9 protein-coding genes, 1 tRNA gene and 4 pseudogenes are annotated in these 15,331 nt (G+C 57.5%); 10 read left to right on the top strand and 4 right to left on the bottom strand.

Going from position 1 to position 15,331, the window contains the following annotated elements; genetic code table 11:
• Positions 1-94 precede the first annotated feature (94 nt).
• From RLO149_RS12640 to RLO149_RS12605, 9 genes and pseudogenes are all read left to right on the top strand, one after another.
• Entirely contained in the window at positions 95-787 is a 693-nt protein-coding gene (locus RLO149_RS12640; protein WP_013962484.1) for an ABC transporter ATP-binding protein, read from the top strand.
• Positions 784-3,156, top strand: coding sequence for an ABC transporter permease (locus tag RLO149_RS12635; RefSeq protein ID WP_013962483.1), 2,373 nt, complete (start codon positions 784-786; stop codon positions 3,154-3,156). Before RLO149_RS12640 ends, RLO149_RS12635 begins: the two co-directional genes overlap by 4 nt.
• Complete coding sequence (locus RLO149_RS12630; RefSeq protein WP_013962482.1) at positions 3,146-4,195, top strand: lipocalin-like domain-containing protein; 1,050 nt, start codon at positions 3,146-3,148, stop codon at positions 4,193-4,195. Before RLO149_RS12635 ends, RLO149_RS12630 begins: the two co-directional genes overlap by 11 nt.
• Before the next feature lie 79 nt (positions 4,196-4,274).
• Entirely contained in the window at positions 4,275-5,423 is a 1,149-nt protein-coding gene (locus tag RLO149_RS12625; protein WP_044025336.1) for an acyl-CoA dehydrogenase family protein, read from the top strand.
• Between the two features lie 127 nt (positions 5,424-5,550).
• A complete protein-coding gene (cheB, locus tag RLO149_RS12620; RefSeq protein WP_013962480.1) occupies positions 5,551-6,684 on the top strand; it encodes a chemotaxis-specific protein-glutamate methyltransferase CheB in 1,134 nt (377 codons plus the stop codon).
• Positions 6,681-7,196, top strand: a complete 516-nt coding sequence (locus RLO149_RS12615) for a chemotaxis protein CheD (RefSeq protein WP_013962479.1) — start codon at positions 6,681-6,683, stop codon at positions 7,194-7,196. Before cheB ends, RLO149_RS12615 begins: the two co-directional genes overlap by 4 nt.
• Before the next feature lie 305 nt (positions 7,197-7,501).
• Positions 7,502-7,609, top strand: a pseudogene (locus RLO149_RS24510) (integrase core domain-containing protein); the annotation flags it as partial.
• A 479-nt stretch (positions 7,610-8,088) separates the two neighbouring features.
• Positions 8,089-8,244: an IS66 family insertion sequence element accessory protein TnpB gene (gene tnpB, locus RLO149_RS24505; protein WP_083825504.1), complete on the top strand. Its 156-nt coding sequence runs from the start codon at positions 8,089-8,091 to the stop codon at positions 8,242-8,244.
• Positions 8,245-8,619: 375 nt separating this feature from the next.
• Positions 8,620-9,793, top strand: a pseudogene (locus tag RLO149_RS12605) (IS3 family transposase).
• A 37-nt stretch (positions 9,794-9,830) separates the two neighbouring features.
• Here the strand turns inward: RLO149_RS12605 and RLO149_RS12600 are convergent.
• A pseudogene (locus RLO149_RS12600) lies at positions 9,831-10,082 on the bottom strand (IS110 family transposase); the annotation flags it as partial.
• Between the two features lie 134 nt (positions 10,083-10,216).
• On the opposite strand from RLO149_RS12600, the pseudogene RLO149_RS12595 reads away from it, so the two are divergent.
• A pseudogene (locus RLO149_RS12595) lies at positions 10,217-10,513 on the top strand (integrase core domain-containing protein); the annotation flags it as partial.
• 110 nt (positions 10,514-10,623) lie between these two features.
• On the opposite strand, the gene RLO149_RS12590 reads toward RLO149_RS12595, so the two are convergent.
• The 3 genes from RLO149_RS12590 to RLO149_RS12580 all read right to left on the bottom strand — a co-directional run bounded on the left by RLO149_RS12590 (position 10,624) and on the right by RLO149_RS12580 (position 15,246).
• Positions 10,624-10,698: transfer RNA gene (locus tag RLO149_RS12590), tRNA-Gly, on the bottom strand.
• 105 nt (positions 10,699-10,803) lie between these two features.
• Positions 10,804-11,637 (bottom strand): cobalamin B12-binding domain-containing protein, encoded by an 834-nt coding sequence (locus RLO149_RS12585; RefSeq protein WP_013962477.1) that lies wholly within the window; start codon positions 11,635-11,637, stop codon positions 10,804-10,806.
• A 168-nt stretch (positions 11,638-11,805) separates the two neighbouring features.
• Positions 11,806-15,246, bottom strand: coding sequence for a pyruvate carboxylase (locus RLO149_RS12580; RefSeq protein ID WP_013962476.1), 3,441 nt, complete (start codon positions 15,244-15,246; stop codon positions 11,806-11,808).
• Positions 15,247-15,331 lie beyond the last annotated feature (85 nt).

Here is a 15,331-nt window from a genome sequence, read left to right as displayed (position 1 = left end):
TTCCATTTCCGCAGATGGTTTGCCCATAGGCCCTTGCGATACGCGCTTGGTGCTACATCTCTTGGTCTGAACGCAGTCTTGATGGGACACACCGATGGTTTTGACGGTCAGCCACCTTGCCAAAGAATATGAGACTGGCGGCATTTCAGTGCCGGTTCTGCGGGATGTGAGTTTTGAGGTGCCGCGCGCGGGCACGTTGGCGCTCGAAGGGGAATCCGGCAGTGGGAAAAGCACGGTGTTGCACCTGATCGCCGGGCTGGATGTGCCAACGGGCGGTAGCATTGTGCTGGACGGGCTAGAGGTCGCTGGTCTGTCGGATGCAAAATCTGCACAGCTGCGCCGCACAACGGTCGGGATTATCTTTCAGCAGTTCAACCTGATCCCCAGCCTGAGCGTCGCGGCGAATATCGCGTTTCATGCCCGACTTGGCGAACGCTTCGACCCGGAATGGGCGCGTCACGTCGCTGAACAGATCGGGCTGGCAGACCATATGACCAAATACCCCGAGGCGCTTTCCGGCGGGCAGCAACAGCGTGTGGCCATTGCCCGCACCCTTGCCGCGCGCCCCGGCCTGATCCTCGCGGATGAGCCAACGGGTAATCTGGATGAGGACACGGCGGATACGGTTTTGAACCTGATGCTGGAAAGCGCGGCAGAGGCGGGTGCGGCCGTGTTGATGGTCACGCATTCCCCCCGTCAGGCGGCCCGGATGGGGCGGCGTATTCGTCTGTCGCATGGGGTTGTGCAGGATGCGAACGCGCCCATGCGACCCGTGGCGGTGCCATGACGCGGCAAGGGTTTCTTGCACTTTGGTCCCACTGGCGGCGCAATCCGTGGCAGTTGCTGACCTTGCTGGCCGGGTTGGCCCTGTCCACCGCGCTGTGGTCGGGTGTGCAGGCGATCAACGCCGAAGCGCGCGCGAGCTACGCCTCTGCCTCCGATGTCTTGGGGGCGGGCGACACAAACCGTATCCTGAAACAAGATGGCAGCAGCTTCACGGTCGAGGAATATGTGACCCTGCGCAGGCTTGGCTGGCCGGTCAGCCCGGTTCTGGAAGGCACGGTTGATATTGCCGGTGCTGAACTGCGCATCGTCGGCATTGACCCGCTGAGCTTTCCTGTGGCCTTGCCCGCAAGTATTTCGGAGGATGGTGGGTTTCCCGACATGATCGGCGATGATCCGGTCGGTTTCGCACACCCGGATGACATCGGGCTGACGCTGCCGGGAATGACCTTGCGGGTGGATGAAAACCGACCACGCGGCAACATCCTGATGGACATCGCGCAGGCGGACCGATTGCTGGGCGAACAGGGGGACATCAGGCGGCTGCTGGTCAGTAACCAGCGTCCCTGGGGCCTTGGGGCCTTGCCGGACGCGTATCGCATTGCCGAGGTTTCGGTGCAGGCGGATGTGGCGCGCCTGACGCAGAGCTTTCATCTTAACCTCACGGCCTTCGGTCTGTTGTCCTTTGCTGTGGGGATCTTCATCGTCTACGGCGCGGTTGGGCTGGCCTTTGAACAGCGCCGGGCGGTATTCCGGACCCTGCGCGCTTTGGGTATGCCGCTCAGGCGGTTGATGTTGCTGCTTATTCTGGAGTTGGGGGTGTTCGCCCTCTTGGCTGGTGGCGCAGGTGTGGCTTTGGGCTATGTGATCGCGGCGGCCTTGTTACCGGATGTGGCGGCGACCTTGCGCGGTCTTTACGGGGCCGAAGTCGCGGGACAGTTGCAATTGCGCGCAGCGTGGTGGCTGTCGGGGCTGGCCATGGCGTTGGGGGGCACGGCGATTGCGGCGGCAGCGGCCCTGACAAAGCTGGCCTATATGCCGTTGCTCTCATTTAACCACCCGCGTGCGATGAGCATCGGGGCTTTCGCCGCCGGGCAGTGGCTGGCGCTGATCGCGGCTGGGCTGTTCATCGCAGGCGTTGCGATTGCCACTTTCGGGCAGGGTCTGGTTGCTGGCTTTGCCTTGCTGGCCTGTTTGCTCATCGGCTCTGCACTGTTGCTGCCCTTTCTGCTGGCGCAATGTCTGAGCTTTGCCGAACGCCACAGCAAACGCGCCTTGGTGCAGTGGTTCTGGGCGGACAGCCGCCAGCAATTGCCGGGGCTGTCGATGGCGCTGATGGCTTTGCTGTTGGCGATGGCGGCCAATATCGGGGTCTCCACCATGGTGTCCAGTTTTCGGCTGACCTTCGTGGACTACCTTGACCAGCGGCTGGCCTCGGAGCTTTACGTCAATGCGCAGGATACAGAGCAAGCTGCGGACTTGGTGGCCTATCTTGAGGACAAGGCGGAGGCGGTCTTGCCAATTGTGTCGATTGACACGCGGCTCGGCGGGCTTCCGGCTGAAGTCTTTGGCATCCGCGATCATGCCACCTACCGCGAAAACTGGCCGTTGCTCAGCGCCGATGCACAGGTGTGGGATTTGCTGGCCGCAGGGCAGGGTGCGCTGATCAACGAACAACTGGCCCGGCGGCAGGACTGGCAGGTGGGGGATACATTGCCCACCGGGGATCGTTTGATCGGTATCTACAGCGATTACGGGAATGCGGTGGGCCAACTGGTGCTGGGCGAGGATCTGTTCTCGATGCGTTACCCGGATGTACCACGCCTGCGGTTCGGGGTGCGCACGGACACGCCCGAGGCGCTGGCCGACGATTTGCGCGACCGCTTTGGGCTGGGGGAGGATGCGCTGATCAATCAGGCCGATCTCAAACAGTTTTCCATGCAGGTCTTTGAGCGAACGTTTTCCGTGACGGCAGCGCTGAATGTGCTGACGCTTTCTGTGGCCGGGCTTGCCATCCTGATCAGCCTGCTGACACTGGCGACGATGCGCTTGCCGCAACTGGCGCCGGTCTGGGCCTTGGGGCTTACGCGCAGCGCGCTGTCGCGGCTTGAGGTCGTGCGCGCGGTTTGTCTTGCGACCCTGACTGGTGTGCTGGCTTTGCCCGTCGGCTTGATGCTGGCCTGGGTTTTGCTGGCCGTCGTCAATGTCGAAGCCTTTGGCTGGCGGTTGCCGATGTATGTCTTTCCGCTCGATTATCTGCGCCTCGGCCTGCTGACGATTGTTGCAGCGCTGCTGGCTGCGATTTGGCCCGCGATCCGGCTTGCGCGCACCGATCCGCAATCTCTTTTGAAGGTATTCAGCAATGAACGTTAGACTTTGGTTGTCGATCTTTTGCATCGGCATCGTGGTGGCCGCGCAGGCCGCAGCACAGGGTTTTGCGGGTCTGGGGCGGGACGCCAGCACCTTCAGCCAACCCGAGCGCGGATATGTGTTTTCCTTCCCCGAAGATCACGGCGCGCATCCGGATTTCCAGATTGAGTGGTGGTACGTTACGGCAAACCTGACCGATGCCGCCGGGCGGGATATGGGGCTGCAATGGACATTGTTCCGATCCGCCATGGCGCCCGAAGAAAAACCCGGCTGGGCCAGCCCGCAACTGTGGATGGGCCATGCGGCGGTCACCACTGAGGATGCGCATTTCGTAACCGAACGGATTGCGCGCGGCGGGGTCGGGCAGGCGGGTGTCACCGCTGCACCCTTCAGCGCATGGATTGATGACTGGCACATGTCTGGCGATACGCTCGACGAGGTTGCGATGCGCGCCTCCGGCCCTGATTTCGGCTATGAGGTCACACTGACCGCGCAAGGCCCGCTGATCTTTCATGGCGAGGCGGGCTATTCGCAGAAATCCGCCAGCGGGCGGGCCAGTTACTACTATTCACAGCCGTTTTATACCGTCGCCGGAACGCTGTTTCTGCCGGAAGGTCCGGTTGAGGTGACAGGCACCGCATGGCTGGACCGTGAATGGGCCTCGCAGCCGCTGGCTGCCACGCAGGTCAGCTGGGACTGGTTCTCGATGGTCTTTGACGACGGGGTGCGCCTCATGGGGTTCACGCTGCATGACGAGGATGGCAGCGATTACACGCAAGCGACGTGGATCGAACCGGATGGCACCACCACCGCCTTTCCCGATGGCGCGTTTTCGGCAACCGCGCTGGCCACCACGGATGTGGCGGGCCGGGCCGTGCCGACCAAATGGCGCGCGCAACTGCCGCAAAAAGGCGTTGATGTCACGGTGGAGGCTTTGAATGGCGCGGCCTGGATGACCACGTCCATTCCCTATTGGGAGGGCCCCGTTCAGATCACGGGATCGCACGGCGGGCGCGGCTATCTTGAGATGACGGGGTACTGAGCGGCCCCTTGCAGCGTCTGACTGGGATGATATGCCTTGGACTGGGCTGCTTGGGCCACACGATCATTTGAGGATGCCAATGGATTTTTCGCTCACCGAAGAACAGCAAGCGATTTTCGACATGGCCTATGCTTTTGGCCAGGAAAACATCGCACCCTTTGCCCAAGAATGGGAAACCGCCGGAACCATTCCAAAGGCGCTGTGGCCCAAAGTGGCTGAACTTGGCCTTGCCGGGATCTATGTCTCAGAAGAGCACGGCGGCTCGGGGCTGTCCCGGCTCGATGCCACGCTGGTTTTCGAAGCGCTGGCCATGGCCTGCCCCTCGGTCGGGTCCTTTCTGTCGATCCACAACATGTGCGGCGGAATGATCGACACCTATGGCTCTGACGCCATGAAAACACACTGGCTGCCCAAACTATGTGCGATGGAAACCGTGTTTTCCTATTGCCTGACCGAACCCGGATCAGGGTCGGACGCCGCCGCCCTGCGCACGCGTGCGGAGCGCAGCAACGCAGGCTACGTGTTGAACGGCACGAAGGCGTTTATTTCCGGTGGCGGATATTCTGACGCCTATCTGACGATGGTGCGCACAGGGGATGCAGGCCCCAAGGGTATTTCCGCCATGCTGATCGAAAACGGGCGGGCGGGTCTGTCCTTTGGCGCTCTTGAAAACAAGATGGGCTGGCGCGCGCAACCCACAGCACAGGTGCAGTTTGATGACTGTGCGATCCCGGCGGACAATCTGGTCGGGGAGGAAGGGCAGGGGTTTGCCTATGCGATGGCGGGCCTTGATGGAGGCAGACTGAACATCGCCGCATCCGCCCTTGGTGGCGCGCAGGCGGCCCTGAATGCGGCCCTGTCCTATACCGCTGAGCGCAAGGCTTTCGGGCAACGGCTGGATCAGTTTCAGGCGCTGCAGTTCAAATTGGCGGATATGGAAGTCAAGTTGCAGACCGCACGGATATTCCTGCGGCAGGCGGCCTCAAAACTGGATAACAAGACGTCGGACGCTACTAAATACTGTGCGATGGCAAAATTGTATGTAACGGACGTTGCTTTTGATGTCGCAAACGATGCGCTGCAACTCCATGGCGGATATGGCTATCTGGCCGATTATGGTATCGAAAAAATCGTGCGTGATCTGCGTGTGCACCAGATCCTTGAAGGCACCAACGAAGTCATGCGCGTCATTATTTCGCGCCAGATGATCGCCGAGCACGGCACCTGACGTTCGCTTCAGCGATTTTTTGAAAAGCGGTCGTGGGCCATTAAGCCTCAATTTACATCTGTGCGGCATATCTGGGAAAGGCGCGTCTGAGGTAGGGCGCGCTGCGGGTCTCCAAACGGAACAGAGCATGGTTTTGCATAGCGATACGAACGGGCATCAATCCAACGAATCGGTCAAAAAGGTCTTGATCGTTGATGATTCGCGGGTGATCCGGATGTGGTTGCGCACTGTATTGGCTTCGGACAGACGCCTTGAGGTTGTGGGAGAGGCAAGTGACGCCGTAGAGGCGCGCGATTTTTTACGGGCCAATGCCGCAGATGTCGTGACGCTTGATATTGAAATGCCGGGCATGAGCGGTCTGGAATTTCTGACGCGCCTGATGCGAGCGCGCCCGATGCCCGTCGTGATGTTGTCCAGTCTGACAAGCAAAGGCAGCGACGCCGCCATTCAAGCGCTTTCAAGAGGGGCAATTGACTGTATTTTGAAACCGACAGACGGGTACGATCTGGATCTGTCGCGCGACATTTGTGAGCGCGTTTTTCAGGCGGCCTGCACGCGCCCCGCCCGCATAAGCGCTGGGGAAGGTGCGGTGCAACCCGGTCGACAGGCTGTTGCGCGCCATGCGCCGGCACTGGGCCAGAGCTGTCGCCGCGGCTCGCTGATATTGATTGGCGCATCGACCGGCGGTGTCTCCGCTCTCGAGGCCGTATTGCCCCAGCTTGAACCCGACGGGCCGCCCGTCGTCATCGTACAACACATGCCCGGCAACTTTCTGGAAAGCTTTTCCCAACGGTTGGAAAGACAATTGCCTCAAAACGTAAAACTCGCCCAAGAAGGTGTGCCGCTGCGTCGAGGAGATGTGATCCTTGCGCCGGGGACTGGCAAGCATACACAGGTCGTTAGGAGGGTAGATGGCTGGCAGTGTCGGTTCGTCGAGAATGAGCCTGCTGCCTTACATTGCCCGTCTGTTGACACCTTGTTTTTATCTGCAACCTCAGAGGCCAAAAATGTCTCGGCTGCGATCCTGACTGGCCTTGGTCGGGACGGCGCGCAAGGTCTGCTCGAACTCGCAGAGGGTGGCGCCATTACATTCGGTCAAGATGAAGAAACGTCAGTGGTTTACGGTATGCCGCGCGTGGCCTTCAGTCTTGGCGCTGTTCAGCATCAACTACCAATACACAAAATCGGTGACGCGCTTCGTGAGAGTAAAAATAGAACGGCGAAGACGTCCCACAGAACGACCAAGGTGCCTTTGCAATGACAAAAAACCGCAAACATATAACGCAGGGTGAGTGGGCTGTCTCAGCTGATCCTGAGCGGGCGATATCAACAATTTTGGGATCTTGTGTCTCGTGTTGTCTTTGGGATCCTGTTGCCAAAGTAGGTGGTATGAACCACATGCTCTTGACGGTCAGCACCAGAAGCTCGGGTGCTTGTAATCTGGCAGGCATCAACGCCATGGAACTGCTGATAAACGATATTCTCAAGCTTGGTGGCGCACGAAGTCGGCTGCGCGCAAAAGCCTTTGGTGGCGCTCGCATGGTGGCCGGGCTCAGTGATGTCGGGTTGCTCAATAGTCAGTTTACATTGGACTTTCTTCGACAAGAGAGCATTGCCTGTGAAGGGCACTCGCTTGGAGGAGACTCGGCACGTCACATCATGTTCTGGCCTGCGTCGGGTCGTGTCATGCAAAAAGTACGAGCGGATGAGGCTTTACCCAAAGAAGTACCCGTCCAATCCCAGCCGAGCGGAAACGATTTGGAGCTGTTTTGATCTGGCAATCGACTTGGAAACGGCAAGGGTGCCGGCACTGTCAGTACCAACGACACGGATATCATGAACCGAATGTTACGGAGTGTTGATGTCGGTTCCGTCTGCTGACCGTAGTGGATGATTTCAGCCGGGTGCGTATGGCAATTTTTCTAGGTACATTGTTGTCTCGGGTGCACGTACCCGCACGCTGAAAGCAGTCATTTGGGCGCGCAGAATGTCCTAAGCAATTGTCAGTGATAACCTGGCGGAAAGCGCTTGGTCGGCGGTGCTGAAATGATGTCAGAAAACGAAGATCGATTGAAAATATTGTTCCGGGCAAGCCGACACAGAATGCTTTCATTCAGAATTCCAACGGCAGCTTTCGCAACGCATACGTGAACGAGACCCATTTTTTGTCTCTCGCATCAACCCGATCAAAGATCACATGATGAAAGTAGGAGCAAATAATCTGGCTGCATCCGTCGCTGAGCGATCTCATACCTGCCGAGTTCGTGCGCAATGCCAAGTTGTAAAAGCAGGCCGCATGGGGTCGAAGTTCAGCAATCGGAGTCTCCAATACGATCGAGAAGAGTTGGGTTTCAAATCAACTGCAGTGAATGCTTAGTCTGTGCTACGCCCGGTGGCAAAGTTCACCAACACTGCCCTCGCCACGGAGGCCTCGACATAAAGGCGTGATATTGTAGACAGATTATTGCTTCTCGCACAGCTGTATCCATGGATTAGACCACACCATTCGAAGCCGTGTGCTTTCTACGAGTTTGTTCCTCATGGAATTTAGGGTATTTCTCGTTGGGTGGTACGATTGAGTTTAGCGCAGATGCGGCTGGTGGTCGTAGGTGTCGTTGCTGGCCAACGGGCGGTAGTTGCGTCCTTGGGCCAACGCGGCGATTGAATCAAACTGCTGTATTGGGATGGCCAAGGATTCTGCCTGATTTATAATGCTCTGCAACGGAGCCGGTGTTCATGGCCGAGCGCAAAAGATTGCCCTGCCCACCTGACCTGCCCACAGCTTTCGATGCTTTGGGGGAGGATCATTGACGGCGTCTAAAACGGGGCGCACCGCCTGCATATCTCGGGTGGTCTAGCGCCCCCATTCGCATTGTTTGCGTGGTGATCTGACCTTATTCTTTGCTGCTTAAGCGCTTGGTTTGCGCATCACCAAGTTGTAGAAACTGGCATTTAGCAAACCTTCGGGAAAGATCGAACGCGATACAGAGACAGGAGCTATGGCTCGAAGATCTGCCGGCTTCTGTGGCCGAACAAGATGAAACGCCCATCAATGAGGGGCAGTGTGAACGAACACCATAGAAATTTGCGACGCCTACGTTGCGTCATCATCCGCGCCTCTCTGATGCAACCTTGGACCTGTCGCGGTTTGATGCCGCCCCTTTGATAGCATTTACTGCAACAAAGGAGACTGACTATGGGACTGAAACGGACGGACGAATTTCGCCAAGATGCGGTGCGTATCGCGCTGACCAGTGGGCTGACACGCAAACAGGTGGCTGACGATCTGGGTGTAGGTATGTCCACACTGAACAAGTGGATCACAGCGCATCGAGACACGGATGTGGTGTCAAAAGAGGATATGAGCCTCGTTCAAGAGAATGACCGGCTGCGCCGCGAGAACCGTATTCTCAAGGAGGAGAGGGAGATCTTAAAAAAGGCCACCCAGTTCTTCGCGGGCCTAAAGCAATGAGATTTAGGTTCATTGAAGAACACAGCGAGAGCTTCCCCACCAATCGGCTGTGTGATGTCGTTGGCGTCAGCACACGCGGGCTACGCGCATTTCGAAGCCGGCCAGCCAGTCGCAGACAGCGGTCTGATTTGGTCACGCTGGCGCACATCAAAGAACAATCTCGTCTGAGCCTTGGCAGCTATGGCAGGCCGCGCATGACTGAGGAGTTGAAAGAGATTGGCCTGGATATCGGTCACCGCCGTGTTGGCCGCCCCCTCTCGGCAGATTTGGCTTTGCCAAATCGCCTGTCGGGCAGTGGATGCGCCAGAACGGCATATCAGTGGTCAGAACACGCAAACACAAGGTCACGACGGATAGAGATCATAAGTTCAATATAGCACCGAACCTACTGGATCGTGACTGCGCGGCAGATGCGCCAAACCAGAAATGGGCGGGCGACATCAGCTATGTCTGGACCCGTGAAGGCTGGGTGTATCTGGCTGTGATCTTGGACCTGCATTCTCGCCGTGTCATCGGCTGGGCCGTCAGTAACCGCATGAAGCGTGATCTAGCGATACGGGCGTTGAACATGGCCATCGTATTCCGTGCGCCACCAAAGGGCTGCATCCATCACACGGATCGCGGTAGCCAATATTGTTCTCACGACTATCAAAAGATTCTGCGCCAACATGGGTTCAAGGTGTCGATGCCTGGGAAGGGCAATTGCTACGACAATGCGGCTGTCGAGACGTTCTTCAAAACCATCAAGGCCGAGCTGATCTGGCGGCGGTCATGGGAAACCAGGCGGCACGCTGAGATGGCAATCTTTGAATACATCAACGGCTTCTACAGTCCACGCCGCCGTCACTCAGCACTGGGATGGAAAAGCCCTGTCGCATTCGAACGGAAGGTGGCTTAAACGAGCACTAGGGGCGGCACTAAAGCGGGACAGCTCCAAAGCCTGCGGTTGCCAGATGGTACGCCAAGACCCGGTAATAATTACCGGTCGCCTCAAAGGCTACACGAACTGGACGTCCGTATTCCTTCAACGCGGTGACGAGGCGGTTAAAGTCGGCAAGGCTGTTCAAGACGGTTAAACGGCGTCGGCGTTTCTTATCTGGAACAGCAATCAAAACTTCATGCCGCGCTTTGGCAATGTCGATGGCAACCAAAACAGGTGTATCTTGTGCAATAGTCATCTCGGTCATAGTCGGTCTCCTTTGCGGTGTGGTTTGTGCAAAACCACTGTAGGGACCTGAGACCCGGCTATGACCACCTGCTGCGCTATTTGATGGCTGCGCAGGCAATCACAGCCTCTCAATCAGCGTTATTCCGAAGGTGTTATGGCCCTGAGTTCGTTGCTCAGACCGTTCGGGATTGGATTGCCGCTGTCGGTGCCAAGACTGCCTACATCAAGCCAGGATCACTTTGGGAGAACGGGTATTGTGAAAGCTTTAATGGTCGCTTCAGGGATGAACTCCTCAACGGCGAAATTTTCTACTCGCTCAGAGAAGCACCAATCATCATTGAAGAATGGAGGGAACACTACAACACAAAGAGACCGCACAGTGCATTGGGCTACCGCCCACCCTCGCCAGAAGCCATCGTTCCGATGGACCAAAGGCCAATCATGCACTAACTTTCAAATTGCACCACTCAAGTGGGGCCGGTCAAACGTTCGCATGAAGTAAAAAATTTACCAGCCTTACAGGTGTTTTAAGCTAAACAACTGTAAGGCTTTGGTAATTTTGGAGCGGGCGAGGCGATTCGAACGCCCGACCCTAACCTTGGCAAGGTTATGCTCTACCCCTGAGCTACGCCCGCATCCTTGGGTGAGGTTGAGATACATACAGGAGCCATATGCTGCAAGAGGTAAATCGACGATAAGTATATTTTTTTGGCCCCTACGGAAGACGTCTTCGTTCAGGATCAGGACGGTTGTGCGCACGACTCCGACCAAAGCTCTTGCAGAATACGCTTGGCGTCTTCGATATCATCGGCAGCACCGTCAAGGTCCATGACGGTAACAAGGTCGGGGCAAGCTTGCACAATCTGTCCGCTTAGGAAAATCCGCATATCAGGTCGGGCCAGTCGTACAGCGACAATCAACCGTGCCAATGCACCGGCAGAATGTGCGCCACCTGCAGACAGGCCCAGAATGTGATAGGGGCTTTGCGTGATCTGTTGGACAAGCGCTTCATGGGACAGGCCAGTCATGACGTCGATATTCCAGCCTTCGGTGCCAAAAAGGTCCGCCGCCATCTGTACGCCAAGAACATGCGTTTCGTTCGGGGTAGTTGCGAAGATTGCTGATTTCACCTCAACAAGGCGATCGGGCACAAACAGATAGCCAAGGTCGCGCATGATTGCGTAGATCCGACTGCTGCCAATCGTGACCTCAAGAAAAGTGACGTGATCATCATCCCACCACTCGCCCAGAACTCCGGCGGCTTCGGCGAGATAGTTCAGATAGACTGCTTCGAGGGTCGCGCCTTCTTCCTGCACATCATGAATGAACGCGGCACCTTCATTCATGTCGTCTGAAATCAGCGCATAGCAGAGTTTTTCAACTTTTTCCCGCGTTGGCAGGTTGACTCTGTCGCCGTTTACTTTTCTGAGCGCAGTAACGCGGTTCAATACTTCTGAAACGATATCACCGACATCAGCCTCGGGAAGACGCGCCTTGAGCTGCAAAACATCCGTCTGAACCTGGCGATACCGATCCTCATCTCTCGCCGCGCGCGGGGAATTCTGATCCGACATTTAGTCCCCCCAAGGCCGTAGTTCAATGCATCCTTCGACAATCATCGTGTGCCTTGGCCATAGCGTACAGACTACCGATGAGCTGTGTCAACAAAAGTTGACATCATAGAAGCGGTTTTTCGCGTGAAAGGCGAATAAACCGTGCGTCTCGCCGGTGTCTTTTGGGGGTTACTCAAATTCGATAAGCAGATCCTTGGCGTCAATTTGCCCGCCGGGGCTGACATGTACGGTTTTGACCGTGGCCGCCTTTTCGGCGTGGATGCCCGTTTCCATTTTCATGGCTTCGATTGTGAGCAACAGATCACCCGCCTTGACCTTGCCCCCTCCCTTGGCTGCAACCGACGCTACAACCCCCGGCATCGGCGCACCAATGTGTTTGGCGTTCCCAGTCTCGGCTTTGGGGCGTTTTTGGGTTGTCGCCGCCACGAGGCGGTTGGGCACCCGGATCACGCGGGGTTGGCCGTTGAGTTCAAAGAATACCCGAACCTCACCGTCTTCGCCGGTGTCGCCGACCGTCTGCAGACGTATTTCAAGCGTCTTGCCGGGGTCGATTTCAGCGCTGATTTCTTCGCCCGGTTCCATGCCGTAAAAGAACGTCTTGGTCGGCAGTGCCCGTACCGGCCCATAGGTCCGGTGACGGCCCATGTAATCGAGGAACACCTTGGGATACATCAGATATCCCGACAGGTCCTCATCATCAACGAGCTTGCCTTCCATCAGATTGGAGGCCTCTGCGCGCAGGGCTTCCAGATCAGCGGGGGGCAGGTGTTTGCCGGGGCGGTCAAGGACGGGCTGCTCGTCCTTGAGCACCTTTTTGACAATGGCTTCCGGAAAACCGCCGGGCGGTTGGCCGAGGTTGCCGCGCATCATATCCACAACACTGTCCGGGAAGGAAACATCCGTATCCGGGTTTTCCACGTCTGCGCGGCTTAGCCCTTGCGATACCATCATCAGGGCCATGTCGCCCACTACCTTGGAGGATGGCGTCACCTTAACGATATCGCCAAACATCTGGTTCACCTCGGCGTAGGTCTGTGCGACCTCATGCCAGCGGTCGGCAAGCCCCAGACTTGCCGCCTGCGCCTTGAGGTTCGTGAACTGACCACCGGGCATTTCATGTAGATAAACCTCGGAGGAGGGGGCCTGCATACCTGTTTCAAAGGCGGCGTAGTGATTGCGCACCTCTTCCCAATAATCAGAGATTTCGCGAATCGCGGACATATCCAGCCCGGTGTCGCGATCGGTGTGTTTCAGCGCCGAAACGACAGACCCCAGCGTCGCTTGTGAGGTGTTGCCCGAGAGCGCATCCATCGCGCAGTCCACGGCATCCACACCAGCCTCGGACGCGGCAAGGATCGTGGCACAGGCAACCCCGGCGGTATCATGCGTATGAAAGTGAATGGGCAGGCCGACTTCGGATTTCAGGGTGCGGACCAACTGGCGCGCGGCGGCGGGTTTGAGCAGGCCCGCCATATCCTTGAGGCCGAGAACATGGGCCCCCGCGTCTCGCAGTTCCTTGCCCATGTCCACATAGTATTTCAGGTTATACTTTGCCCGATCCGGGTCATTGATGTCGCCGGTGTAGCAGATGGACCCTTCACAAACCTTGCCGTTCTCAATCACGGCATCCATCGCAACGCGCATGTTCTCAACCCAGTTGAGACTGTCGAAAACGCGGAAAACGTCCACCCCTGTGCTGGCGGCAACGCGCACGAATTCTTGCACAACATTATCGGGATAGTTGGTATATCCCACCCCGTTTGAGGCGCGCAGCAGCATCTGGGTCATCAGGTTTGGCATCGCGGCACGCAGATCGCGCAGGCGCTGCCATGGACATTCCTGCAAGAACCGATAGGCCACATCGAACGTCGCGCCCCCCCAGCATTCAACCGAAAAGAGTTGCGGCAGATTGGCCGAATAGCTCGGCGCCACCTTGATCATATCAATGGACCGCATCCGCGTGGCCAGCAGAGACTGGTGCCCGTCGCGCATGGTGGTGTCGGTGATCAAGAGCTGGCGTTGCTGTTTCATCCAGTCCGCAACCCCTTGCGGACCTTTTTGTTCAAGCAGGTTGCGCGTGCCCATCATAGGCTCTGCGCGTTCCTTTGGGGCGCGTGGGTCTTTGACATGGGCTGGCGGGCGCGGATGCGCTTTGGTCTCGGGATGGCCGTTCACCGTGATGTCCGCGATATAGGTCAGCACTTTGGTGCCGCGGTCACGCCGTTTGGAGAACTGGAAAAGCTCAGGCGTCTCGTCAATGAATTTGGTGTGGTATTCATTGTTCAAAAACGTCGGGTGTTTGAGCAGGTTCTCGACAAAGGCGATATTGGTGGACACGCCCCGAATACGGAATTCGCGCAGGGCGCGGTCCATCCGGGCGATGGCCGCGTCCGGTGTTTGCGCCTTGGCGGTGACCTTGACCAGCAGGCTGTCGTAATAGCGCGTGATCACGCCGCCGGAATATGCAGTACCACCATCAAGGCGGATGCCCATGCCCGTTGCCTCGCGAAAGGCAGTGATGCGGCCATAGTCAGGGATGAAGTTATTCTGCGGGTCCTCGGTGGTGATCCGGGTTTGCAGCGCATGGCCCGTCAGCTGGACATCAGCTTGTGTCGGCTTGCCCGTCGCCTCGGCAATGGTTTTGCCCTCTGCGATCAGGATCTGAGCCTGCACGATGTCGATGCCTGTCACCTCTTCGGTGACGGTATGTTCAACCTGTACGCGCGGGTTTACCTCGATGAAGTAAAATTTGCCGTCATCCATATCCATCAGGAATTCGACCGTGCCCGCGCACTCGTAATTCACATGTTTGCAGATATCATAGCCCAGTTTGCAAACTTCAGCACGCTGCGCCTCCGTCAGGTATGGCGCAGGCGCGCGCTCAACGACCTTTTGGTTGCGCCGCTGGACCGAGCAATCCCGTTCAAACAGGTGATACATGTCGCCATGTTTGTCGCCCAGAATCTGAACCTCCACGTGGCGCGCCCTGAGGATCATCTTTTCCAGATAGCCCTCACCATTGCCAAAGGCAGCCTCCGCCTCGCGCCGCCCCTCAAGGACCTTTTCTTCCAGCTCGTCCTCTTGCTGGATTGGACGCATGCCGCGCCCCCCGCCGCCCCATGACGCCTTGAGCATCAGCGGATAACCAACCTGTTTCGCCTCGGCCTTGATCGCCTTCATGTCATCGCCCAGCACTTCGGTGGCGGGGATCACGGGCACGCCTGCTTCAACAGCCACCCGACGGGCAGAGGCCTTGTCCCCAAGCGCACGCATGGTTTCGGCCCGCGGTCCAATAAAGACGATGCCGTTTTGATCGCAGGCATCCACAAAATCGGGGTTTTCCGATAACAGCCCATATCCGGGGTGGATGGCATCCGCGCCCGCTTCCTTGGCGACACGAATGATCTCATCAATGCTGAGATAGGCGGCAACCGGCCCCATGCCTTCGCCGATCCGGTAGGCTTCGTCCGCTTTGAAACGATGCAGGCCCAGTTTGTCCTCTTCGGCAAAAACGGCGACGGTTTTCTTGCCCATCTCGTTTGCGGCGCGCATGATGCGGATCGCGATTTCGCCCCGGTTGGCAATGAGGATTTTTTTGAATTCAGGCATGTGACTCTCTTGATTTCAGCGGTGTCGTTACCCTGTCTAGGCGGGTTTGGGTGTATCGTAAACGCGTACTAACGGATGGTTTTCG

The organism is Roseobacter litoralis Och 149, assembly GCF_000154785.2.
In the GTDB taxonomy this organism is placed as follows: Bacteria; Pseudomonadota; Alphaproteobacteria; order Rhodobacterales; family Rhodobacteraceae; genus Roseobacter; species Roseobacter litoralis.
This window is presented reverse-complemented; position numbering and strand designations above follow the sequence as displayed.

Coding starts and splice junctions, on each gene's coding strand:
- RLO149_RS12635 (WP_013962483.1), top strand. CDS start 784: ATGACGCGGCAAGGGTTTCTTGCACTTTGGTCCCACTGGCGGCGCAAT.
- RLO149_RS12585 (WP_013962477.1), bottom strand. CDS start 11,637: ATGTCGGATCAGAATTCCCCGCGCGCGGCGAGAGATGAGGATCGGTAT.
- RLO149_RS12625 (WP_044025336.1), top strand. CDS start 4,275: ATGGATTTTTCGCTCACCGAAGAACAGCAAGCGATTTTCGACATGGCC.
- RLO149_RS12640 (WP_013962484.1), top strand. CDS start 95: ATGGTTTTGACGGTCAGCCACCTTGCCAAAGAATATGAGACTGGCGGC.
- RLO149_RS12580 (WP_013962476.1), bottom strand. CDS start 15,246: ATGCCTGAATTCAAAAAAATCCTCATTGCCAACCGGGGCGAAATCGCG.
- cheB (WP_013962480.1), top strand. CDS start 5,551: ATGGTTTTGCATAGCGATACGAACGGGCATCAATCCAACGAATCGGTC.
- RLO149_RS12615 (WP_013962479.1), top strand. CDS start 6,681: ATGACAAAAAACCGCAAACATATAACGCAGGGTGAGTGGGCTGTCTCA.
- RLO149_RS12630 (WP_013962482.1), top strand. CDS start 3,146: ATGAACGTTAGACTTTGGTTGTCGATCTTTTGCATCGGCATCGTGGTG.